The organism is Pseudomonas sp. FW300-N2F2 (assembly GCF_017351655.1).
Lineage (GTDB): Bacteria > Pseudomonadota > Gammaproteobacteria > Pseudomonadales > Pseudomonadaceae > Aquipseudomonas > Aquipseudomonas fluorescens_AA.
Genome location: NZ_JACNDQ010000001.1, coordinates 1730757 through 1752350 on the forward strand (window position 1 = coordinate 1730757; position 21594 = coordinate 1752350).

Consider the following 21594-nt stretch of genomic DNA (forward strand, 5'->3'; position numbering starts at 1 on the left):
GGCTTGGCGGGCAACCATGCTCATGCCGATTTCCCCAGCAGCATCTGACGCATTGGCAGCAAATCGCTGGGTAGGATGATCAGCGTCTTCCACAGCGCCACGCCGCTGAGGCGGCAATACATTACAAGCATTGCCAGGGTGACACCCAGGTAGGCGATCGAGGACGCGGCGGCAGCGCCGACGATGCCGTAGCGCGGGATCAAAATCAGGTTCAGCATCAGGTTCAACAGCGCCCCCCCGCCCATCAGCAGCGAAACCGTGCCGGGGCGGTTCTTGCCCAGCAGGTCCAGGCGCAGGATGCTCGCATAGCACAACCCGAACACCCCTGGCAGCAGCGCCAGCAGGGCCGGGTACGCCGGTTGATAGGCGATGCCGAACAGGGTAACGATCAGCCATTCGCCGACCAGTACCATGCCCAGGCAGGCGCCCAGCATGGCCGTGGCGGTCAGGCGCAAGGCCAGCGGGGTCAAGCGCTTCATGTCTGAGTCTTGCTGCAGCAGGCGTTTCATCAGTGGCGTGGTGACCGCTTCCGGCACGATATGCAGCAGTTCGGCCGCCGCGCTGGCCATGGCGTAGTGCCCTAGCGCCGTGCTGCCCAACAGCGCGCCGATGAACAGGTAATCCGAGCGCGTCATCAGTTGCTGGAACAACAGGTCCGGATGACTGCGGACACCGTAACGCAACAGTTCGGTCTGGCCGGTGCGATCCCAGTGCAGAGTGACCGAATGATCGCGACGCAACCACATCCAACCCGCCAGCACCACCAGGCTCAGGCCCACCAGCCAACTGATCAGCGCCGCTTCCAGCGCCGTGTCTTTCCACATCCAGAACAGCGCCACGAACAGCAACAGCGGGACCAGGGATTCCATCAGCCGCAAGGCGTTGAACACGCCGACGCCGCCGGAGGCATTGTGCAGCGTCAGCAGGCCGGTCTTGAGCGCCGCCAGCGGCACGGCCAGCAACAGCAGCCAGGCCAGCAGTCCCAGTTGTATGGTGACATCCAGTTGGGCGCCGAACTCACGTACCAGTGCCACCACCAGCAGCGTCAGCAACCCCGCCAGCAGACAACCGAAGACCAGCACGTGGCTGAGCAACAGGCTCATCGAGCGATGCTGTGCCGCCTGATAACCCACGGCGGAATTCAGCCCCCCACTGGTGGTGGCACTGATCAGGTCCGGCAGGGTGCTGAGCAGCGCCAATAGCCCACGTTCGCTGGGCCCCAGGATGCGTGCCAGCAACACGTTACGCAACAGGCGCAGGCCGATCATCGCCAGGCTCGTGCCCATGCTCATCACCAGGAGCCTGAGGTAACGGGCGCGGTTCATGAACGGGCTCCTCGGCGAATACGCCAGGCCAGTAACTCAGGGTGACAGGCGTTGCGTTGGCTGACGCCGAAACGTGGCAGGTTCAGAGGGTCGCCGTCATGGCGATACAGTCCGGCCTCGGTGCCCAGCGCGAACGGAAAACCGTGGGCCGCTACCTGCTCGCGCACACGTGCGTCATTATCACCGTTGGGGTAGCAATACACCGGCAAGGGCTGGGCGCAGCCATTTTCCAAGGCCGTCCAACTGCGGGTCAGTTCTTCATGCAGGCGCTGGTCGTCCAGCCCGGTCAGGATCGTGTGGCTGGCGCCATGGGGGCCGAAGCGGACCAGGCCGGAATCCTCGAGCATGCGCACCTGGGGCCAGTCCAGCGCTTGGGGTTGGGAACCGTGCGGGCAGGTTTCGGTGAGGTCGCTCAAAGTGCTTGGATCGAGGCTCTTGAGGCTTTGCAGGTAGTGCAGCAGTGCCAGGCTGCGACGCTCGTCGTCGATGTCATCGAGCAGCACTGGCAACGGTCGACCGACGTGCTGCAAGTGCTCGATCAGCGAGCGCCGCGCCACCTGCCCGTGGCTGCCCCACAGGGTTTCGCCGATGCTTTCCCACCAGAAATGCTGCCGGCTGCCAACGAAATCGGTGGACAGGAAAATGCTCGCCGGCACCTGGTATTGGCGCAACAGGGGGAAGGCGTTCATGGCGTTGTCGCGCCAGCCGTCGTCGAAGGTCAGGGCCACCCGGGGACGGTTTGGAACGCTTTCAGGATCGGCCAGCAACAAGGTCATCAACGGCACGCATTCAAAATGCTGTTGCAGCCAGATCAACAAGTGTTCGAACGCCTCGGGCCCCACGCACAGCTCGTTGCGATGGGGCAGTTCGGCGGCGGGGTCGTTGCTCAGCACCCGGTGCAACATCAGGATGACGCCCGCGCCACGCAACGGGTGGCGGCCCAGAGACGTGTTCAGGTACAGCCAGCCGCCGGTGCGCTTGATTGTGGTCTTGATGTGGGTATTGATCGGCATGTCAGGCACTCATCGAGTCTGATCGGGGGTCCATTGGTTGTAGCTGTGCCCGCGCAAGAACTGCCACAGGCCGGCGACCATGCCGGCCAGGGTCACCAGCACGAACGCGGCGAGGCGAAACGGTCTGGGCAAGCGATGACGCACGTCCAGCAGGCCGGCCACGGCGAAGGCGTAGCCGAGTAGTTGGGCAAACAGGGTCAGGCGATAGAAACCATGTTCATCGAGCAACCAGAGGTTGGCCACCAGCAGGGGCAGCAACAGCACCGGCGCCAGCCGGCGGATCAGCTTGTGGCTAATCAATGCGATGGCGTACAGGCCATGGCTCAACGGGTTGAGTAGCTCACGCCGGGCCGCCAGACTGATCAGGCCGCCGACGGTGACGCGCTGGCGGCGGCTGAACTGTCGGCCGGCTTCGTCCACGCCTTGATCGAGCACCTTGGCGTCGTCGACGTAGACGACGCGCTTGCCGGCGACCGGTGCGCAGGTGTTGATAAAAAAGTCGTCGTTGACCAGGGCTGGAATCGGTTGGTACAGCTCGCGGCGCAACGCCTGCAGCGCACCGTCGGCCGAGACCGTGCAACCGGTGCGACTTTCCACCCGGCGCAGCCAGGCTTCGTAGTGGCGGTACAGGCTTTCGCCCACGCTCAGGCCTGAGCCTGGGACGGGAATGTTCATATTACCGACAGTACCGCCGACCCCAGGATCGGCAAACGGCGCCAGCAGGCGCTCCAACGTGCCGTCGAGCCAGTGAACATCCGCATCGGTAAACACCAGGATATCGCCCGTGCAATGACTGACCGCGGCGTTGAGCACGCTGTTCTTGCCTTGGCGCGGCAAGTCGAGTACCTCGATGCGCGGATCTTCGAAGCTGCGCGCCAGGGCCACGGTCTGGTCGGTGGAGCCGTCGCTGGCGACAACGATCTGCAGGCTGGCGGCCTGATAGTCATGGGCCAGCAGATTGCGCAGTTTGTTCTCGATATTGCGTTGTTCGTTGTGCGCGGCAACGATCACACTGATCCGTTGCGCAGGCAGAGGCTCAGGCCTGAGCCTGGGAAAAAATGGCCCGGCGAGCGTCAGCAGCAATGGGTAACCCAGGTAGGCATATACCGGCAGTAACAGGCACAACCAGAAAATGAACTCAGCCACGGGCAGGCCTCCTTGCTTTCCAATGACAAAGGCTGAGGATGAGCGCGGCGCCGGCCAGGTGCAGGCGTACCCAGTGCAGGCCCCAGAGCTGCAGGGTCAGGCACGGGTTACGGTGCTTGTGGCTCTGGTGCAAGCTCAGCACCAACCCCGGCACGGTCGTCAACAGCCCCAGCATGAGTGCATGTTGAGGAGCGCCAGTGACCAGCGCGAAGATCGCCAGCAAGTCCAGCAGCCAGACAAGCACAGCCAACATCGGGAAGCGCAACAGGCGCAGGCTCAAGCCGTTGGTACGCAGCAATTGCACCAGACTGCCCTGGCGCCACAACTCCTTGCCCATCCACTCGCGCCAGTTCATTTCGTAGCCCCAGTGCAGGGCGGTGTATTCATTGATCGACAGTAACCGTGCGCCCTTGGCTGTCTGGCGCAGGGTCAAGTCCTTGTCCTCACCGGTGCGCAGCGTCTCGTTGAACCCGCCGGCCCTGTCGAACCATTGGCGGCGCATCAGCAGGTTGGAGGTGGGCAGCCAATCCACGCGCTGCATGGTATGTCGCAAGGGGAGCGAGCTCCGTCGATGCCAGGCCGTGGCGTACCAGGGGGCTTGCGCGGGGGTGTACAAGTCCAGGCCGAATACGTCGGCGACGTCTGCGGTCTCCAACTCCAGCAAATGGGTCAGCCAGTCCTCGGGCATTTCGATGTCGGCGTCGATGAAGGCCAGCCATTCACCGCTGGCAACCTGCGCGCCGCGATTGCGCAGGGCGCCGATCAGCACGCCTGGAATCACCAGGACCTGCGCACCGAACTGCCGGGCAATCTCCGGGCCCTGATCCTGCGAGCCGTTGTCGACCACGATCAACTCGCACGCAAGATTGGCGGCATTGGCGGCCCGTTGCGCGGCCAGCAGCGTACGGCCGATGTGCCGTGCTTCGTTGTACATCGGGATGACGATACTGACGCGGCTCATGAACGGGCCTCCTGCGGTGCGGCCTGCTCGGCGTCGTAACGCAATATGCTGGTCAAGGCGAGCATGATCCAAAGCAACTTGTGGTTCGGCGCGCTGAGGAACATCAGGAACAACGCCAGCGACAGGAAACTCATGCTCAGGTGCGTCAACAGGTCCGCCTGGGCCCAGTCCCGGCGCTGGAGCCAGAGTTGGCGCGCGCGCACCAGGTTGTAGAGGCCCAGCCCAATCATGCCGACAAACATCAAGCCGCCTGGTACGCCGATTTCGCTGAAGATTTGCAGGTAGGTGTTATGGGCCTCACGATACAGATCCCCCAGTTTGCGATTGGCCGAGAACGCCTTGGCGTAGCCGGTGGGGGCGTAGTGCTGCGGAAACGTCCCGGGGCCTGAACCGAGTATCGGCTTCTCGCGGATCATCTGGCTGCCCACCACAATGTACGAGGCGCGTCGACCCAGGGATCCGTCCTTGTAGTCGTTGGTGCCGGAGCTGAGGATGCTCAATGACTGGATGCGCGCCACGTAGCTAGCAGGCATCAAGACGATTGTCGCTGGGACCATGAGTGCCAGGCCGAGCATCGCGAACCCCAGGTGACGAGGACGCACGCGTGGTAGCTGCGCCCGATAGTGATACAACCCGATCATCAGCGTCAGCAACAACACGACCAGCCCTGAACGCGATTCGGTCTTGGTCATTCCACCCAACAACAGGATGAGACCGCCACCCCAGAACAACCGGTGCAGCAGGTTCTGGCTGCGTATTGTCAACAACAATGCCAGCGGTACGGTAAACGCAATCAACAGCGCAAAGGCGTTCGGGTCTTCCAGCAAACCCAAGGCGCGGCCTTGTTCCTGGTATTTGGCTGAAAACATCGCGAGCACGCAGGTCGTGGCGACGCTCACTGTCATCAGCCGGGCGAACATCTCCAGGTTCAGCTCGCGACCGATCAACAACGTGATCATGAACAGGATCGGCCCTACTGCGAGTTCACGCATCTGCGTCAGGGACAGGTCCATGTTTTCCGAGATCAACAGGCTCAAGCCATACAACGTCATGAAACCGAGCAATGGCTTCCAGATATTGCTACGCAAGCGCGTCGCAGGGATCTGGTGCAACGCCAACTGCAGCATCAAGATCAGGATCAGCGCCACGCCGAGGAATTTGCTGCCGGACAACGCGTTGTCTTTGAACAGGCCTTCGAATGGCAGCAGCGTGGCAATGCCCAGCAAGCCCCAGACGGGCTTGCGGTATAGCGCAGCGACACCCACCAGCCCAAGCACTGCACCCGGTGCGAGAAATGGATAAGGGCTGGCCAGCAATGCCAGACACACCAGCCCCAACAGACCGACGATCGAGAGCGGGATGATCATGGCCGAGCCTCCCGTGCCGTGCGGATATAGAGTTGCGACCAGCGTTCGGCCAGCGCGCGCAGGTCGTAGCGGTCGCGTTGGGTGCGGCGTGCGTTGTCGGCGAGGATCCGCGCCAGGTGTGGTTCGCTGAACAGCGTTTCGATCTGGCGTGCCAACTCCTCGCTGTCGTCCGGGGCGGCGAGCAGGCCGTTGTGGCGGTCTTGCAGGATATCGGGAATGCCACCGACGCCGAACGCCACCACGGGCACGCCGGCCTGCATGGCTTCGAGCAGGATCATCGGCGTGCCTTCGGTGCGTGAACTGATCACCAGCGCATCGAGGCGACTCCACCAGTCGTTCATGTCCGTCTGATAGCCGGGCAACTCGATGCGCATGGGCAGCCCGGCGTCAACGATGCGCTTGAGCAAGGGTTGGCGTTCCGGCCCGTCGCCGAGCATGACCGCGTGCAGCGAGGCATGGCGCTTGCACAACGGAATCATCGCGTCGAGGAACAGGTCCGGGCCTTTCTCGTTGCTCAAGCGGCCGACATAGCCGACCCGCCAGCGTTGCCTGTCGTCGCGATGGAGCAGCGGCGTCGTGACGGCCGGCAGACCGTTGGGGATCACGTCGAGTTTTTCCGCGTTCACGCTGGCCTGGCGGTGCAGCGCCGCGATGCTTTCGGCCACGCACACCACGCGCTTGACCGGCGCGGTACGGCACAGTTGCAGACTCAACCACGTATAGAACCGCTGCTTGGGGCTGCGCGGCGTAAAGCCGTGCTGCGTGATCACCAACGGCAGGCGCAACAGGGTCGCCGCGGCCCAGCCGAACAACAGGCCCTTGAAGTTGTGCGTATTGATCAGCGGGCGCTCGGCGCGCCGTTGCCGCAGATGCTGCACCAGTTCGGGCCAACTGGCGCAGTGGTGACAGTCGATCCCGGCCTGGCGGAACCGCGTGATCAAGGTCGGCGGCGCCGCCAGGAACAGCACCTGATGCTGCCCAGGTGTCGCCACGCAATGGTCGAGCAGCATCCGCTCGGCCCCATAGAAGCCACCGCTGCCGAGCAGATGAATGATCGACAGGGGGCGGTTGCAGTGGGTCGTGCTGAGCGGCGCGTTCAATTTTTCACCCAATGGACAAGGCTGGGCACGCTCCAGTTGCGGTGCGGGTTGATCTGCTCGGGCGACTGCTCGTTGATCACCAGCAGCACCGGTAGGTCCAATTGGTGGCCGATTTGCGCCGGATGCTTGAAGCGATGGTCGAAGAACTCACGCACATAGACCAGGGCGATCGCCAACAGCAGGCCGCTGAACAAGCCGAAGGCGATGATCAGCATCGGCTTGGGAAACGCCGCGGAGGTGGGCTCGAATGGCGGGCTCAGTACCCGGGCGTTGGACAGGTCGTTGTCCAGCGAACGGGCGGAGCTGGCTTCGGCGAACCGTTGGGCATAGGTGGAGAACGCCGCATGCAGGGCGTTGATCTCGGTGTCCATCTGCCGCAGCTTGCTCTGGGTTTCCTGAAGTTGGTGGATGCGCTCCTTGAAGGCGGCGATACGTTCGACCTTCTGGTTGATCACCGAACTGACCACCGCCAGGTCGGTGGTGCGTTCCTGGATGCGGTTGTTCACCACTTTGAGGAATTGCTGGCGAGTGCGCATGATCTGCTCCCGGGCCAGCAGCATGGGTTCGCTGCTGGGCTGGAAGATCGCCAGGTCGTTGAGGTAGCGGCTGACCTGGCTGGTCAATTGCTCGCTCATTTGCCTGATTTCCCGATCTTCGAAGGCAATGTTGTCCATGGTGGTGGTGAAGGTGAATGGGAAGGTGTAGTCGTTGAATCGCGCGCTGTTCGCCGCCGCCAGGCTGGTCTTGAGGTAGTCCAGCCAGCGTTGGCCTTGCAATAGACGGTCTTGGTACAGGTTCAGGGCCTGCTCCTCGGTGTTGATCGCATTCAAGCGAAAAGTGATTTCTTCCTTGGGATCGGAAGAACCCACGCCTTCAAGCAGCGTCAGGCGGTTGGCCTCCAAGCCGTCGAGGCGGGTCTGGTACTGGACTTTTTTCTGCTCGTAGAACGTCTGGGGCAACTCTATCGATTGCAGGTCCTGGCGACCGGTGAGGTAGTTTTCCAGCAGTTGCGCCACGAACCGGGTGCCCTGGGCCGGGTCGCCGAAGCTGTAGACGATGGAGATGACGTTGGAGCCGGGCAAGGTCTCGATCTTCAGGTTTTCAATGGCCTCGTCGGTCAGCGTATCGAGCACGGTGTCGCGTACCGGATCGACCTCGAGCCCCAAGCCGTCGCGCAACGGATTGATGACGTACTCACGCAATGGCTGGGTGACGTAGCGCTTGAGCGGTTCGCTCACCCACTTGTTGAGGATGCCCGGGCTTGGGGTGTACTCGCCCTGGTCGCGCAGCGTCTTGATGGTTTCGCGAATCAACGCCGGCGAGCGCAGGATATTGCTCTCGGTTTCCATGTCCGCCAGTGTCGGTGGGACGAATGTCGCGTTCTCCTGGTTCAGCGAAGTCGTGGCGTCGCCTTGGGAAAGTTTTTTCGACTGGACGATCACCTGGGCGGTGATATCGAAGCTCTGCTTGAGCATCAAGGGCAGCACCAGGGCGATCACGGCAAAAATCAGGAAGACGCGCTTCACCCACTGCTTGTTGGCGAAGAAGATCCTGAAGAACTCGTGCAGATAGTTTTCCTTGGGGTTCATGATCGGTCACCTGGGTCAGTTGCTGTTGCTGCTTTTGTCGAGGTCGTAGCCGAAGCTGACGCCAACGCCCTGGAACAGCACTACATCGGCCAATTGCCGGGCCATTTCACCGGCTTTGGCCAGGCCGGTCTTGGGCACGAAAAGCATGTCTTCCGGTTGCAGGTAGGCGATCTGGGAGGCGTCTCCGCTCAGGGCCTTCTCCACGTCGTAGTGACGGGCTTCAACCTGATTGCCGTTGCGACGCATGATCACCACCGAGTCGAGTCTTGCCTTGACGTTGGTGCCCCGGGCCAGGGTCAGCGCCTCGAGCACGGAGATCGGCCGACGTATCGGGTAGGAACCGGGTTGGGCCACTTCACCGAGGACGTAGATCTCGTTGCCGGCGGTGGACTTGAGCAGCACATCCACCGTCATGTGGCCGGGCAGCTGGGCATAGCGCTCGTTGAGGAAGGTTTCCAGTTGGGTGACGGTCATGCCTTGCAACGGTACGGCACCGATTTCCGGGAAGCTGGCGTAGCCATCCCGGCCCACGATGATTTCCCGGCTCATGCCGGTGGCCGGATGGGTCAGGGTGTTGCGCAGGGTCGTCTCGCCGGACAGCGGGCTGGTCACCATTACGGTCAATTGGTTGCGATTGGGCTGGAACAGCATCTTCTGGTTGTAGGCGCGCTGCACTGCCAGGCGGGCCTCGTCGGTGGTCAGGCCGGAGACTTTCACCGAGGTGTTGGCGCCCGGCAGTTCTATACTGCCGTCGGGCATCACCTGTTGCGTGCCGTTGAGTTGGCTGGCGGCGGTGAAGTTCAGGGCAACCTGGTCGCCCGGCTGCACGCGGTAAGCCTGGGAAGAGGTGGTGTCGATGTGAAAAATCACATCCAGCACATCCTGCGGCCTCAGGGTCTGTTCGACCTTGGGCATGTCAGTGGCCTGGGCGTTGGCTGGCGCGGCCGTGAGGATCTGCACCGGCATCGAACGGGTATCGGTGGTGCTGGAGCAACCGGCAAGCGGCAGCAACAGCAGGACAAGCATTCTGGCGTTCATCTCGTCATCCTTTTGCGGGCTTACAGGTTGTTGTAGAGCCATTTGGGCATGTAGTACTTGCGGCGATTGAACACGCTGCCGACCACCTTCGCGCCCGCCTGGACCAAGCGTTGCCGGGCGGCCTGGGCCACTTCCCAGCGGGTGTCCTCGCCGCGCACCACCAGCACCACGCCGTCCACCTGGGTGCTGATGACCAGCGTGTCGGTGGCCGAATACACCGCGTCGGCGTCGATCACCACGAAGCGGTACTGCGCCCCCAGTTGCCTGAACAATGGGCGCAGTCGCTCGGGGCTCAGGCGTTCGGTGTTATGTCCCAGGCGGCCATGGGGCAGCACGTCGAAGGGCAGGCTGGAAACCTGCACCACGCAGTCCTGCAACAGCGGTGGGGCGAGGGTGTTGAACAACAGATCGCTGAAGCCGCGCTCTTTGTGCAGCGACAGCTGCTGGCTGAGGTTGTGCGGCGACTGGCTCGCATCCACCAGTAACACGCGCCCACTGCTCATTTGCGCCAGTTGAGCGGCCAGTGCCATGGCGCTGGTGCTCGTGCCGGTGCCGATGTTGGCGGCTGTCATGAGAAGGATCCGCAGATCCGGGTCGAGCACGGTCGAGGTCAGGTTGGTCTCGCTCGGGCTGGCTATGGTCAGGATATTCGTTGAACCGTCCATTTAACTCGCTCCGTGGCCGCTGAAAACTTTGAAGGGGGTAAGCATCAGGATCTTCAAGTCCAGCCACAGGCTTTGTTCAGCGATATAGCTGAGGTCCAATTCCACGCGCTGGTCGAAGTCGATATTGCTGCGTCCGGAGATCTGCCACAGGCCGGTCATGCCGGGGTAGATGCTCAGGCGCACAAGGTGGTTGTCCTTGTAGCGATAGGCGTTGAACGAGGTCGGCCGCGGGCCCACCAGGCGCATGTCGCCGGTCACTACGTTGATCAGGTTCGGCAGTTCGTCGAGGCTGCTGCGACGCAGGAACCGGCCGATGGGCGTGATGCGCGGGTCGTTGTCGATCTTGAAATCGATGGCATCGGCACCGTGTTTGTTGAGGTGGCGCAGCGACTCCTTGAGGGCTTCGGCGTCAGCGACCATGGTGCGGAACTTGTACATGCCGAACACCCGACCGCGATAGCCGGTGCGTTTCTGTATGAACAGCACCGGGCCAGGGCTGGAAAACTTGACCAGCAGTGCCAGGCCCAGCAACAGCGGGCAGAAGACCACCAGGATCGCCAGTGCGCCGAGGCCGGCCACCACCCGATTGGTGCGCGAGACCGTCCAGGGCCGGCCGCCGTCGCGACCGGTCAACCAACCACGGCCTTGGCGGTGAATGGCCGCATCCAGGCGCCTGCGATGCTCGGGATCGACACGTTTATCGCGTCCGGGGGCATTGATCGCGATGATTTGCTCATGTTGGGTCATAGACTCCTCCGCTGAGGTTGGGCCGCAAGCGGCGCGTGGGCAGGCAGTGGGTAATATTCGAGGAACCACTGGATGAAGCGGCCCAGGCCGTCGTCCAGTTCGATGCCTGGCTTGAAGCCGGTGGCCCGTGCCAGGTCGCTGGCGTCGGCGCAGGTGTTGAGTACATCGCCCGCTTGCAGGGGCAGCAGTTCGACGCGGGCGGTGCGTCCCAGGTGTTTTTCCAGCAGCGCGACATAGGTGCGCAGCGCCACCGGGTGCTGCCCGCCGATGTTGTAGATCCGCCAGGGCGCGCGGCTGGTGGCCGGGCCCGGTTGTTCGTGATCCAGCAAGGGCGTGACCTGGGGCGCCTGTTCGATCAGGCGGGCAATGCTTTCGACGATGTCGTCGATGTAGGTGAAATCGCGCTGGTGCTCGCCGTGGTTGAACAGCTGCAGCACACGGTCCTCGGTGATGGCGCGGGCAAACTGGATCGGCGACATGTCCGGCCGGCCCCAAGGGCCGTACACCGTAAAGAACCGCAAGCCGGTGCAGGGAATACCGAACAGGTGGCTGTAGCTGTGGGCCATCAGTTCATTGGCTTTTTTGCTGGCCGCGTACAGCGACAGCGGATGATCGACGTTGTCCTGCACCGAATAAGGCGTGCGCGGGTTGGCGCCGTATACCGAGCTTGAGGAGGCGTAGATCAGGTGCTTGACCGGATACCGGCGGCAGCTTTCCAGGATGTTCAGGAACCCGGTGATGTTGCTGTCGATATAGGCCTGCGGGTTTTCCAGGGAGTAGCGCACGCCGGCTTGGGCCGCGAGGTGAATCACCACGTCCGGGCGCCGGGCCTGGAACAATTCGTCGATGGCCGGTGCGTCGGCCAGGTCGAGCCGCGCCAAGGGGAAGGTGCCGACCTGGTCGTTCACCCAGGTCACGCGGTCGTGCTTGAGCTGCGGGTCGTAGTAGTCGTTGAAATTGTCCAGCCCGAACACCCGATGGCCGTCGCGCAGCAGCCGCAACACGACATGGGCGCCGATGAAACCGGCTGCGCCGGTGACCAGAATGTTCACGCCTGTGGCCCTGGTGCCGGGGTGCCGGGCACGGTGTGGCGCAGCCCGATACCGCGATACAGCAGCCCGGCGGCGGCCAGGTGTTCGGGGTTGTACAGGTTGCGGCCATCGATGATCACCCGGGCGCGCAACTTGCTGGCCAGCAGGTCGAAATCCACCACGCGAAAGTTCTTCCACTCGGTGCAGATCACCAGGGCGTCGGCGTCTTCCAGGGTGTCATCGCGGGTCGCACAGAGGTTCAGGTCCTTGCGATAGCCGTAGAGGCGGCGGCATTCGGACATGGCTTCCGGGTCATAGGCCTGGACCCGGGCGCCTTCGTGCCACAGCGCTTCCATCAGGTAGCGGCTGGGGGCTTCGCGCATGTCATCGGTGTTGGGCTTGAACGCCAGGCCCCAGATGGCAATCGACTTGCCGGCCAGGCCATCCGGGAATTGCTTCGCCAGTTTCTCGAAGAGGATGTGCCGCTGGCTGTCGTTGACATCGGTGACGCTGCGCAGCAGGCGCAGCGGCATGCCGCTTTGTTCGGCGGTGTGCAGCAGGGCCCGCAGGTCCTTGGGAAAGCACGAGCCGCCGAAACCGCAGCCGGGGTAGATGAAGTGATAACCGATGCGCGGGTCCGAGCCGATGCCCTTGCGCACCGCTTCTATGTCGGCGCCCAGCCGTTCGGTGAGGTTGGCCAGTTCGTTCATGAAGCTGATGCGGGTGGCGAGCATGGCATTGGCGGCGTACTTGGTCAGTTCGGCGCTGCGGTTGTCCATGAACATCAGTTTTTCGTGGTTGCGGCAAAAGGGCGCGTAGAGCTCCGTCATCTGGTCACGGGCCACCGGGTCGGCAGTGCCGACGATGATCCGGTCCGGCCGCATGCAATCGGCCAGGGCGCTGCCTTCCTTGAGAAATTCGGGGTTGGACACCACGCGCACGTTCAGCTGTTTCAGGCCGCGCCGGGCCAACGCCTGGCGGGCGCATTCGGCCACCTTGTCGGCGGTGCCCACCGGCACCGTGGACTTGATGACCAGGGTGCGGTCGCTGTCCATGAAGTCGGCGATCTGCCGAGTGACAGCCAGCACATGGCTCAGGTCGGCCGAGCCATCTTCATCGGCGGGGGTGCCAACGGCGATGAAAATCAGCTCGCCGTGATTGACCGCGTCGCTGGCCTGGGAACTGAACGACAAGCGTCCGGCCTTGATGTTGTCTTCAAGCAGATTGGACAGCCCCGGCTCGCTGATGGTGGGTACGGCCTGTTGCAGTTGCCGGATCTTGTTCGGGTCGATGTCGATGCACAAAACGCGGTGTCCGACGTCGGCCATTGCGGCCGCCTGGATCAACCCGACATACCCCGTACCAAATACGCTCACGTCCATTTTTGGCGTGCCTCGCAGACCGAATGATGTAACTCGGATGAAACTGTTTAGAGGGGTATAGCGCAGCTTCAGAAAAGCGTGTCAGCAAAATGACAGTTGTCAGTGTTGGCAATTCAAGTGAAATCGGGCCTTTTGATATCAAGTCATTGACTGATCTAGCAAAGTGGCTGTTTTACTGGGCGTAGCTGGCATTTAAGAAAGCGATAAACGGTCGTTATCCATAGATTTTTATATTTTGTTACCTGTTTTCGTGTCGTTTTTGGGGTAACTTTTTTTTGACGCATAGTTTGGATGGGGCGTTTCTTGCGCTTTGAAAATCGGCTGCTAACGTGCAGGAACGAAGTGCTTTCGACACCGCGATCCGGTCGAGGAAAACATGGCCCGATACCTCAAGGAATTGCTGCTGTTTTTGTACCTGCTCAAGGGGTACGCCTATTACCTCGACCGTCTCGATGCGTTGGGCCTGGGCTTGGCAACCTTGCTGTTCGGCGCCATGTTCGTGCTATTGGTGGTGGCACTGTGGATGTGCGCCTACATACGCCAGACGATGGTCAGGCATGTGTTTGCCTTGGCGTTGTTCGTTTCAGCGGTTTTTTTCGAGGTGTACACCCAGGTCACGGACAGTTACCTGACCTACAGCCAGTTCGTCTCGCTGGTGTACTCGGGAGGGTTCATCCAGGAGGCGGCCTATCAGTATCGCGAGGTGATCATCAACGCGGTGATCGGCGGCTTGTTGCTGTTGTTCGGCATCGCCCTGAAGCCTCGGCGGACGCTGCGAGTGCCCGGTTATCTGCCGGTGCTCGCCCCCATATTGGGCGTGGTGTTGCTCAGTGGCGTGCTGTTCGTGCGAGCGGGCGAGGGCGCGCGTGGCCTGCCGGTGATGTACACGCCGTTGGTCTATTTGAATCTCTTTGCCTACGAGTCCTTGCACAACACGATCGGCCCCCGGGAACCGGTCACTATGACGCGGCGATCGTCTTTGATCGAGCAGGATATCGTACTGATCATCGATGAAAGCGTTGGCGGCAATTACCTGGATATCAACACGCCGTCTGGCGTGCACAGCGGCCTGAAGACGCCGCCCGAGGGCGTGGATATTTTCAATTTCGGCTATGCGGCTTCCATCGCCAATTGCAGCGCCGACACCAATGTCACCTTGCGCTACGGCGGTACTCGCGCCGACTACATGCGCATCAACAGCACCTGGCCGTCGATCTGGCAGTACGCCAAGAAAGCCGGCTTGCGTACCGTCTACATCGACGCCCAGCGCACTGGCGGCAACCTGCAGAACCTGATGACCAAACTGGAAAAACAGGACATCGACGAATTCGTCCAATTCGACCAGACCAGCGTGCGCGACCGCGACATGGCGGCGGCGGCGAAGTTGATCGAATTGCTGGGCGACCACCAGGCCGAACTGGTGGTGATCAACAAGGTGGGCGCACATTTCCCGGTACACGACAAATACCCCGATGATTTCATGAGCTATCGCCCGGCCTTGCCGCGCGGGCAGTTCCAGGAAGTGAGCGATACCGGCAGCCGCGACGGCTTCAATGGGCAGCAAGATGACTGGGTGTTGTACCGCAACGCCTACCAGAACACCTTGCTGTGGAACATCGGCGAGTTCTTCAAGCGAATCTTCCAACAGGCCGATTTGAGCCATGCCGTGTTGATCTACACCTCCGACCACGGCCAGGACCTGCACGAGCGCGGCAACCCCGGGCTTAACACCCATTGCGACAGCGACCCGGTGGCCGAAGAAGGCTTGGTGCCGTTGGTGGTGATCCAGGGCAGCCAATTGCAGACCCTCGATTGGCGCAACGCCTGGGCGCGGAACAAGGACCGCTCCAGCCACTACAACATCTTCCCGACGCTGTTGCAGTTGATGGGCTACGACCCGGTCGGGGTCGAATCGGCCTATGGAAAATCCCTGAGCCAGCCGACCGATGACGACTTCACCTTCAACTACCGCTTCAACGCACGGTTAGGGGCGAAGCCGGCGTGGAAACATATCGACCTGGACAACATCGCGACACCGCATTCCGGCCAGGTCGAAATGGCGGCGGGGCATTGACGCTATACGCTGAGCTCTGTGGTAGTGGGCTTGCTCGTATGAGGCCGGCACATCCAACATCTTCATCGACTATGACGCCGCCTTCGCGAGCAAGCTCGCTCCCACATGGATTTTCGGCAGCCACAAAATGCACATACGCCGCAGAGCCCTGTGGGAGCGAGCTCGCGATGAGGCCTGCCCATCCACATCACCGCCAGCTGATACACCGCCTTCGCGGGCTCTCGCCTGTGCCGGCATTGCGGCTAATTCCGCTATCCTGAGCCACACGTTCATTCATCGAGCTTTTTCATGCTTGAAGTCCGCAATGTCTTTAAAAGCTACCCCACGCCCCAAGGCCCGTTACCGGTGCTGCAGGGCGTCGACCTGACCCTGATGCCCGGCAGCAGCCTGGCGCTGATGGGGGAGTCCGGCAGTGGCAAGAGCACCTTGTTGCACCTGGTCGCCGGGCTGGACAAGGTGGATCGCGGCAGTATCCGCAGTGGTGAATATCGGCTCGACGGCATGAGCGAAAGCCAGCTGGCGAACTGGCGACGCACGGAAATCGGCCTGGTGTTCCAGCAGTTCAACCTCATCAGCAGCTTGTCGGTGGAAGACAACCTGGCGCTCCAGGCGCGGCTGTGCGGCCGCCATGACGCGGCCTGGCAAGCCCATCTGGTGCAGCGGCTCGGGCTTGCAGCGTTGCTGCGGCGTTACCCTGAACAGCTTTCCGGCGGCCAGCAGCAACGGGTGGCGCTAGGGCGGGCGCTGGCCTCGCGGCCGCCCTTGTTGCTGGCCGACGAACCCACCGGCAGCCTCGACGAAACCACCAGCGACGAAGTGCTGCAACTGTTGCTGGAACTGCTGGAGGGCAGCCCCACCAGTCTGCTGATGGTGACCCACAGTCCACGGGTGGCGGCTCGCCTGGCCCAACGCGTGGTGTTGCACGGCGGACGATTGGCGCAGGTGGCCCAGGGGTGATGATCGTTCGCCAGACCCTCAAGGCCCTACTCAGCCATTGGCGCCAACACCCGGTGCAATTCTTCAGTGTGCTGACCGGCCTCTGGCTCGCCACCAGCCTGCTCACCGGCGTGCAAGCGCTGAACAGTCAGGCCCGGGACAGCTACGCCCGGGCCAGCCAATTGATCGGCGGCGAACCCCAGGCCAGCCTCAATGCCCCCGGTGGCGGCACCTTCTCTCAGCAATGGTTTATCGATTTGCGGCGCCAGGGCTGGCCGGTGTCGCCAGTGTTGCAGGCCCGGGTGCTGCTCAAGGGGCACGAGGATCAACGCCTGCAACTGATGGGCATCGACCCGGTGTCGCTGCCGCCCGGCGCGGCACTGGCGGGGCAGGCGCGGGACATGAGCGAGGTGGTCGAGTTTTTTACCGACCCCGGTCGTACTTGGGTCGCCCCGCAGACCTTGCAGGCCTTGGGGCTGGACGAGGGCGACCGGCCTCGTACCGTCGATGGGCAATCGCTGCCGCCGCTGCATGTCCAAGTGGACATGGCGCCGGGCGTGTTGTTGATGGACATCGGTTTTGCCCAAGCCGTACTCGGGTTGCCGGACCAGCTGTCGCGGCTGTTGCTGCCCGCCACGTTCAACGCCGCGTTGCCGGAGGTCTTCAGTGATCGGCTGCAATTGACGCGTGCCGATGAAGAAAACAACCTGTCGCGCCTGACCGAAAGTTTTCACCTGAACCTCGACGCCTTGGGGTTTTTATCGTTCGTGGTGGGGCTGTTCATCGTTCACGCCGCCATCGGCCTGGCCCTCGAACAGCGCCGCAGCCTGCTGCGAACCCTGCGGGCCTGTGGCGTCAGTGCGCGGATGCTGGTCACCAGTCTGGCGATTGAGCTGGGCGCGCTGGCCTTGCTGGGCGGGATCGCCGGGGTACTCAGCGGCTACTGGCTGGCGGGCCTGTTATTGCCCGATGTCGCGGCGAGCCTGCGGGGTTTGTACGGTGCCGAAGTGGCCGGGCATTTGAACCTCAGCCTGGGGTGGTGGCTCAGCGGTGTCGGCCTGAGCCTGCTCGGCGCGCTGCTGGCCGGGGCCGACAGCCTGCTGCGGGCGGCGCGTTTGCCCTTGCTGGCGCTGGCCAATCCCCAGGCCTGGCATCAGGCCCATGGGCGCTGGCTGCGACGCCAGGGTTGGGTGGCGACAGGGGCGGCGTTGATTGCCGCCTCGGCGTTGCTCTGGGGCGACAGCCTGGCCAGCGGTTTTGTCCTGATGACCGCCTTGTTGCTGGGGGCGGCGCTGGCCTTGCCGGTGTTGCTCAACAGTGCGCTGAAGCAACTGCTGCGCCGCAACCGCTCGGTGCTCGGGCAATGGTTTCTCGCCGATTGCCGCCAGCAATTGCCGACGCTGAGCCTGGCGCTGATGGCTTTGCTGTTGGCCTTGGCGGCGAACATCGGCGCCGGCAGCATGACCGCCGGTTTCCGCCAGACCTTCAGTAACTGGCTCGAACAACGGTTGACCGCCGAGTTGTACATCAACCCGCAAACCCCGGCCCAGGCGGAGCAACTGCACACCTGGCTCAAGCAACAACCGACGATCACTGCCGTCGTTCCCCTCTGGCAAGTCTCGATCCCGTTGCAGGGTTGGCCGACGGACATCCATGGCATCATCGATCACCCGCACTATCGCCAGCATTGGCCGCTGCTGGAATCGGCCGGCGACAAACCGTGGGAGCAACTGGCCACCGCCGACACCCTCATGCTCAGCGAACAACTGGCCCGGCGCCTCAAGGTGAGGATCGGCGATCAGTTGACCCTGCCGACGCCACAGGGACCCTGGGCGCTGCGCATCGTCGGCATCTACGCCGACTACGGCAATCCCAAGGGCCACGTGCTGGTCAACGCCGATCACTTGCTGGCGCACTGGCCGCAGCTGACACCGAACCGTTTCAACCTGCGCATCGAACCGCCCGCGATCCCGGCGCTACTGACCGCGTTGCAGGGCCGGTTCAGCCTGGACGACAGCCGCATCGTCGACCAGGCTCGGCTCAAGGGCTGGTCGACCCAGGTGTTCGAGCGCACCTTCGCCGCCACCGCCGCCCTTAACAGCCTGACCCTGGCGGTGGCGGGGGTAGCGTTGTTCATCAGCCTGCTGACCCAGAGCCAGAGTCGTCTCGGCCAGTTGGCGCCGCTGTGGGCGCTGGGGGTGACGCGTCGGCAATTGATGTTGCTCAACCTCGGCCAGACCTGGTTGCTGGCGCTGCTGACCCTGGTCCTGGCCTTACCACTGGGGATTGCCCTGGCCTGGTGCCTGGACGCAGTGATCAATGTGCAGGCCTTCGGCTGGCGCCTGCCGTTGCGGGTGTTCCCGTTGCAATTGGTGCAGTTGCTGGCCCTGGCGATGCTCGCCACGCTCCTGGCATCGGCCTGGCCGCTGTATGCGTTGTACCGCACGCAGCCGGCGGATTTGCTGAGGACCTTTGCCCATGAAGATTAAAGTTGGCGTGTTGCTGCTGGCGTTGCTCAGCGGTTGCGATGATTCAGCGCCGCCACAAAAGGGCTTCGCCGGCCTCGGCGACCAGGCTGTCGCGTTCACGCCTGTCGTGCCTGGACGGGCGTTCAGTTTTCCGGCCGACCACGGCATTCATGACGGTTTCCGTATCGAGTGGTGGTACGTCACCGCCAATCTCAAGGACGCCCAAGGCCGGGAATTCGGCGTGCAATGGACGCTGTTTCGCAGCGCCTTGGATGCCGCGCCCCAGGCCAGCGGCTGGCGCAACCAGACCATCTGGCTCGGCCATGCGGCGGTCACTTCCGCCACCGTGCACCATGCCGCCGAGCGTTATGCCCGAGGCGGAGTGGGGCAGGCTGGGGTGCAAACGGTGCCTTTCGAGGCCTGGATCGATGACTGGCAATTCACCAGCCAGGCTGCTGCGGCCGAGCCGTTGGCGGACATGCAATTGAAGGCGCGCGACCGACGCTTCAGCTATGCGTTGCGGCTGACGTCGAGCCGCCCGTTGGTGTTGCAGGGCGATCAAGGTTTCAGCCAGAAATCCGCACAGGGGCAGGCGTCGTACTACTACAGCCAGCCGTTTTTCCAGGCCAGCGGTGAATTGGAAATCGACGGTCAGCGTTACACGGTCAGCGGCCCGGCCTGGCTCGACCGCGAATGGAGCAGCCAGCCCCTGACCGCCAACCAGACCGGCTGGGACTGGTTCTCCCTGCACCTGGACAATGGCGAGCACCTGATGCTCTATCGCATGCGCCACAAGGACGGCGCGCCTTACCTCACAGGCACCTGGATCGATGCCCAGGGCCGGAAGCAAACCCTGCAGGCCGCCGAGATCAGTCTCGTGCCTCTGGACACCACCCAGGTTGCGGGACGCTCGATGCCGGTACGCTGGGCCATCAAGATCCCCGGTAAACAACTCGACGTGACCCTTCAGGCACTCAATCCCAAGGCCTGGATGGACCTGCGCATTCCCTATTGGGAAGGCCCGGTACGGCTCAGTGGCAACCAGGGCGGCACGGGTTATCTGGAAATGACCGGCTATTGAAAATCGCCGGAACTCCCTGCGAACGTCGCCCCTCATAACTGATGAACGTCTCGCAGGAGCCCGTCATGAGCGATGACCTCAAACTTCCGTCGCTGGCCGACTGGCAGCAGTTGTTCGACGACAAGGCCTATTGGCAGCAGTCCCCCGACGCCCACTTCACCGAGCTGATGCGGGTGGCCAATGACCTGTTCGGCCGGGGCGTCATCGACCTGGCGCGCTGGCAGGATTTGAAGACCCAGGCCGAGCAACTGCACCGGCGCTCGCCGGATGCCAATGTCGCTGAAGAAGTCGCCGACCCCGATGCTTGAATCCCGAAAGATCCAAGGAGTTCGCCATGAAGCACAACCCCGATCGAACCCCATCCAACCCGGACGCACCCGCATTGCCCGGCGAAGTGGAGCGCGATAACGATGCCTTGCGACCCAATGATCCGGCCAAGCGAAAACAGCAACAGGGTGACCCTGAAACAGGGGACACCGATGCGCAAAAAACCGGACGGCGTGGTTGAAGTTTAAAAAGAGTTTTTTAATGACTGTTTAATTTTCTTGTGTGGGTAACTTTCTGTACTTGTCCATGTTTTGTATAACTGTTTGTAATGCTGGCGAAGGAACTGCTCCCTCGTCACGGGTCCGGGTTCCGGTCCGCAAATGTAACTGTACGAGCATATGAGTCATGTTCAGTCGTGCGCAGCTTCAACAAAGATGAACAATTATTTAAACAGCCTCGCGGACATATTCTGAAAGTTCCATTATTATTGTGCCTGTTCGCCCAGTGTCAGGCTCTTTACCAGTGCATGGATTGCCGAGGCCGTCGCACTGGGCGAACACCGTCCTGAATCAATAACTGTCAATTATTAGAGTGCACATCGACCCACAGCGTTGGCCGATGCATGAACGGCTGCCTCCGATTTCAACCGGCGGCCGGTGCACGCCAGTCATCGGAACCCGAGGTACCGCTGACTTCATGGGTCCAGGTGATCTTGCGATACGTGAAGTACACGTCTTCCAGATGGGTGAAGTGGGTGTTCTCCGGGTCCTGGCAGTTGGGCATGTAGTCCTTGATATCGACGATGATCGCGTCCTCCAATGTGGTGGTGTAGTAGTGCTCCTGGGTGCCGGCGGCCGAAGTGCGGTACCACTGGATCTTGACTTCGGTCAGGCGCTCGCCGCTTGTCAGGGCAGCGAGCATCAGTGGCGAAGCCTTGTCGAATACCTTGGTGATGATCAGGGGTTTGTGTATGCGCTGGCCGGTTGGCTGACCGGACTGAGGATCGCGAGGGATGGTCACCTGGTGCTCGAAAGCCTGCACCATGACCTGGTCTTCGTGACCCTCTTGGTAGGTGTTGCCCACTGAGTCGGCGGTAAACGCACCGGCAGTGATCAGACCTTGTTTGGTGCCTGTAACGGACATGTACGCGGGGATAGCCAAGGAATGTTCTCCTTCCTGGATAACGATAGGGCCTGGGACGGACATCGCCCCGAGGTGGCCTGACGGTTATCAAGCGCTATGCCAGATTAAAAAAAATCTATACATATCAATAAGTTGATTTTATCTGGGGCGGCTAATCCCTTCAGTTGGGCATCAAAGCGCACAAACGCTTGCCCGATGCATTGCAGATATTAACGGCCCACCCGGACGTCGCTCTACCCGGGCAGAACCACCGAGGAAGGC

General features: G+C 62.2%; 19 protein-coding genes. 6 read left to right on the plus strand and 13 right to left on the minus strand.

The features are described from left to right. Window positions 1-20: 20 nt before the first annotated feature. The 12 genes from J4E63_RS07870 to J4E63_RS07925 are packed head-to-tail and all read right to left on the minus strand — an operon-like array spanning window position 21 to window position 13364. The gene (locus J4E63_RS07870) at window positions 21-1325 is read right to left on the minus strand and encodes an oligosaccharide flippase family protein (RefSeq protein WP_207281567.1); all 1305 of its coding nucleotides are present in this window, start codon (window positions 1323-1325) and stop codon (window positions 21-23) included. Next, entirely contained in the window at window positions 1322-2338 is a 1017-nt protein-coding gene (locus J4E63_RS07875) for a polysaccharide deacetylase family protein (RefSeq protein WP_207281568.1), read from the minus strand. Before J4E63_RS07875 ends, J4E63_RS07870 begins: the two co-directional genes overlap by 4 nt. A 9-nt stretch (window positions 2339-2347) precedes the next feature. Further along, window positions 2348-3484, minus strand: coding sequence for a glycosyltransferase family 2 protein (locus J4E63_RS07880; protein WP_207281569.1), 1137 nt, complete (start codon window positions 3482-3484; stop codon window positions 2348-2350). Then, on the minus strand, window positions 3477-4445 hold the full coding sequence (locus J4E63_RS07885; RefSeq protein WP_207281570.1) for a glycosyltransferase: 969 nt from the start codon (window positions 4443-4445) through the stop codon (window positions 3477-3479). Before J4E63_RS07885 ends, J4E63_RS07880 begins: the two co-directional genes overlap by 8 nt. Then, on the minus strand, window positions 4442-5812 hold the full coding sequence (locus J4E63_RS07890) for an O-antigen ligase (RefSeq protein WP_207281571.1): 1371 nt from the start codon (window positions 5810-5812) through the stop codon (window positions 4442-4444). The genes J4E63_RS07885 and J4E63_RS07890 overlap by 4 nt, the downstream gene beginning before the upstream one ends. Beyond that, complete coding sequence (locus tag J4E63_RS07895) at window positions 5809-6912, minus strand: glycosyltransferase family 4 protein (RefSeq protein WP_207281572.1); 1104 nt, start codon at window positions 6910-6912, stop codon at window positions 5809-5811. The genes J4E63_RS07890 and J4E63_RS07895 overlap by 4 nt, the downstream gene beginning before the upstream one ends. Next, a complete protein-coding gene (locus tag J4E63_RS07900) occupies window positions 6909-8501 on the minus strand; it encodes a Wzz/FepE/Etk N-terminal domain-containing protein (RefSeq protein WP_207281573.1) in 1593 nt (530 codons plus the stop codon). Before J4E63_RS07900 ends, J4E63_RS07895 begins: the two co-directional genes overlap by 4 nt. Window positions 8502-8516: 15 nt before the next feature. Beyond that, entirely contained in the window at window positions 8517-9539 is a 1023-nt protein-coding gene (locus J4E63_RS07905) for a polysaccharide biosynthesis/export family protein (RefSeq protein ID WP_207281574.1), read from the minus strand. A 20-nt stretch (window positions 9540-9559) separates the two neighbouring features. Continuing rightward, a complete protein-coding gene (locus J4E63_RS07910; RefSeq protein WP_207281575.1) occupies window positions 9560-10204 on the minus strand; it encodes a CpsD/CapB family tyrosine-protein kinase in 645 nt (214 codons plus the stop codon). Next, a complete protein-coding gene (locus J4E63_RS07915) occupies window positions 10205-10951 on the minus strand; it encodes a sugar transferase (RefSeq protein WP_207281576.1) in 747 nt (248 codons plus the stop codon). Further along, window positions 10948-12003, minus strand: a complete 1056-nt coding sequence (locus J4E63_RS07920) for an NAD-dependent epimerase (RefSeq protein ID WP_207281577.1) — start codon at window positions 12001-12003, stop codon at window positions 10948-10950. Before J4E63_RS07920 ends, J4E63_RS07915 begins: the two co-directional genes overlap by 4 nt. Continuing rightward, complete coding sequence (locus J4E63_RS07925) at window positions 12000-13364, minus strand: UDP-glucose/GDP-mannose dehydrogenase family protein (RefSeq protein WP_207281578.1); 1365 nt, start codon at window positions 13362-13364, stop codon at window positions 12000-12002. The genes J4E63_RS07920 and J4E63_RS07925 overlap by 4 nt, the downstream gene beginning before the upstream one ends. Window positions 13365-13740: 376 nt before the next feature. On the opposite strand from J4E63_RS07925, the gene J4E63_RS07930 reads away from it, so the two are divergent. The 6 genes from J4E63_RS07930 to J4E63_RS07955 all read left to right on the plus strand — a co-directional run bounded on the left by J4E63_RS07930 (window position 13741) and on the right by J4E63_RS07955 (window position 20431). After that, complete coding sequence (locus tag J4E63_RS07930; protein WP_207281579.1) at window positions 13741-15438, plus strand: sulfatase-like hydrolase/transferase; 1698 nt, start codon at window positions 13741-13743, stop codon at window positions 15436-15438. A 288-nt stretch (window positions 15439-15726) separates the two neighbouring features. Further along, a complete protein-coding gene (locus tag J4E63_RS07935) occupies window positions 15727-16395 on the plus strand; it encodes an ABC transporter ATP-binding protein (protein ID WP_207281580.1) in 669 nt (222 codons plus the stop codon). Next, on the plus strand, window positions 16395-18863 hold the full coding sequence (locus J4E63_RS07940; protein WP_207282464.1) for an FtsX-like permease family protein: 2469 nt from the start codon (window positions 16395-16397) through the stop codon (window positions 18861-18863). The genes J4E63_RS07935 and J4E63_RS07940 overlap by 1 nt, the downstream gene beginning before the upstream one ends. After that, window positions 18853-19923, plus strand: coding sequence for a lipocalin-like domain-containing protein (locus tag J4E63_RS07945; RefSeq protein ID WP_207281581.1), 1071 nt, complete (start codon window positions 18853-18855; stop codon window positions 19921-19923). Before J4E63_RS07940 ends, J4E63_RS07945 begins: the two co-directional genes overlap by 11 nt. A 65-nt stretch (window positions 19924-19988) precedes the next feature. After that, a complete protein-coding gene (locus J4E63_RS07950; protein ID WP_207281582.1) occupies window positions 19989-20231 on the plus strand; it encodes a hypothetical protein in 243 nt (80 codons plus the stop codon). Between the two features lie 26 nt (window positions 20232-20257). Next, window positions 20258-20431 (plus strand): hypothetical protein, encoded by a 174-nt coding sequence (locus J4E63_RS07955; RefSeq protein ID WP_177431725.1) that lies wholly within the window; start codon window positions 20258-20260, stop codon window positions 20429-20431. Between the two features lie 401 nt (window positions 20432-20832). Here J4E63_RS07955 and J4E63_RS07960 read toward each other — a convergent pair whose 3' ends face one another. Beyond that, entirely contained in the window at window positions 20833-21351 is a 519-nt protein-coding gene (locus J4E63_RS07960; RefSeq protein WP_092327385.1) for an Hcp family type VI secretion system effector, read from the minus strand. Between the last annotated feature and the right edge of the window lie 243 nt (window positions 21352-21594).

Coding starts and splice junctions, on each gene's coding strand:
- J4E63_RS07870 (WP_207281567.1), bottom strand. CDS start 1,325: ATGAACCGCGCCCGTTACCTCAGGCTCCTGGTGATGAGCATGGGCACG.
- J4E63_RS07875 (WP_207281568.1), bottom strand. CDS start 2,338: ATGCCGATCAATACCCACATCAAGACCACAATCAAGCGCACCGGCGGC.
- J4E63_RS07885 (WP_207281570.1), bottom strand. CDS start 4,445: ATGAGCCGCGTCAGTATCGTCATCCCGATGTACAACGAAGCACGGCAC.
- J4E63_RS07890 (WP_207281571.1), bottom strand. CDS start 5,812: ATGATCATCCCGCTCTCGATCGTCGGTCTGTTGGGGCTGGTGTGTCTG.
- J4E63_RS07900 (WP_207281573.1), bottom strand. CDS start 8,501: ATGAACCCCAAGGAAAACTATCTGCACGAGTTCTTCAGGATCTTCTTC.
- J4E63_RS07905 (WP_207281574.1), bottom strand. CDS start 9,539: ATGAACGCCAGAATGCTTGTCCTGCTGTTGCTGCCGCTTGCCGGTTGC.
- J4E63_RS07910 (WP_207281575.1), bottom strand. CDS start 10,204: ATGGACGGTTCAACGAATATCCTGACCATAGCCAGCCCGAGCGAGACC.
- J4E63_RS07915 (WP_207281576.1), bottom strand. CDS start 10,951: ATGACCCAACATGAGCAAATCATCGCGATCAATGCCCCCGGACGCGAT.
- J4E63_RS07925 (WP_207281578.1), bottom strand. CDS start 13,364: ATGGACGTGAGCGTATTTGGTACGGGGTATGTCGGGTTGATCCAGGCG.
- J4E63_RS07930 (WP_207281579.1), top strand. CDS start 13,741: ATGGCCCGATACCTCAAGGAATTGCTGCTGTTTTTGTACCTGCTCAAG.
- J4E63_RS07935 (WP_207281580.1), top strand. CDS start 15,727: ATGCTTGAAGTCCGCAATGTCTTTAAAAGCTACCCCACGCCCCAAGGC.
- J4E63_RS07940 (WP_207282464.1), top strand. CDS start 16,395: ATGATCGTTCGCCAGACCCTCAAGGCCCTACTCAGCCATTGGCGCCAA.
- J4E63_RS07945 (WP_207281581.1), top strand. CDS start 18,853: ATGAAGATTAAAGTTGGCGTGTTGCTGCTGGCGTTGCTCAGCGGTTGC.
- J4E63_RS07950 (WP_207281582.1), top strand. CDS start 19,989: ATGAGCGATGACCTCAAACTTCCGTCGCTGGCCGACTGGCAGCAGTTG.
- J4E63_RS07955 (WP_177431725.1), top strand. CDS start 20,258: ATGAAGCACAACCCCGATCGAACCCCATCCAACCCGGACGCACCCGCA.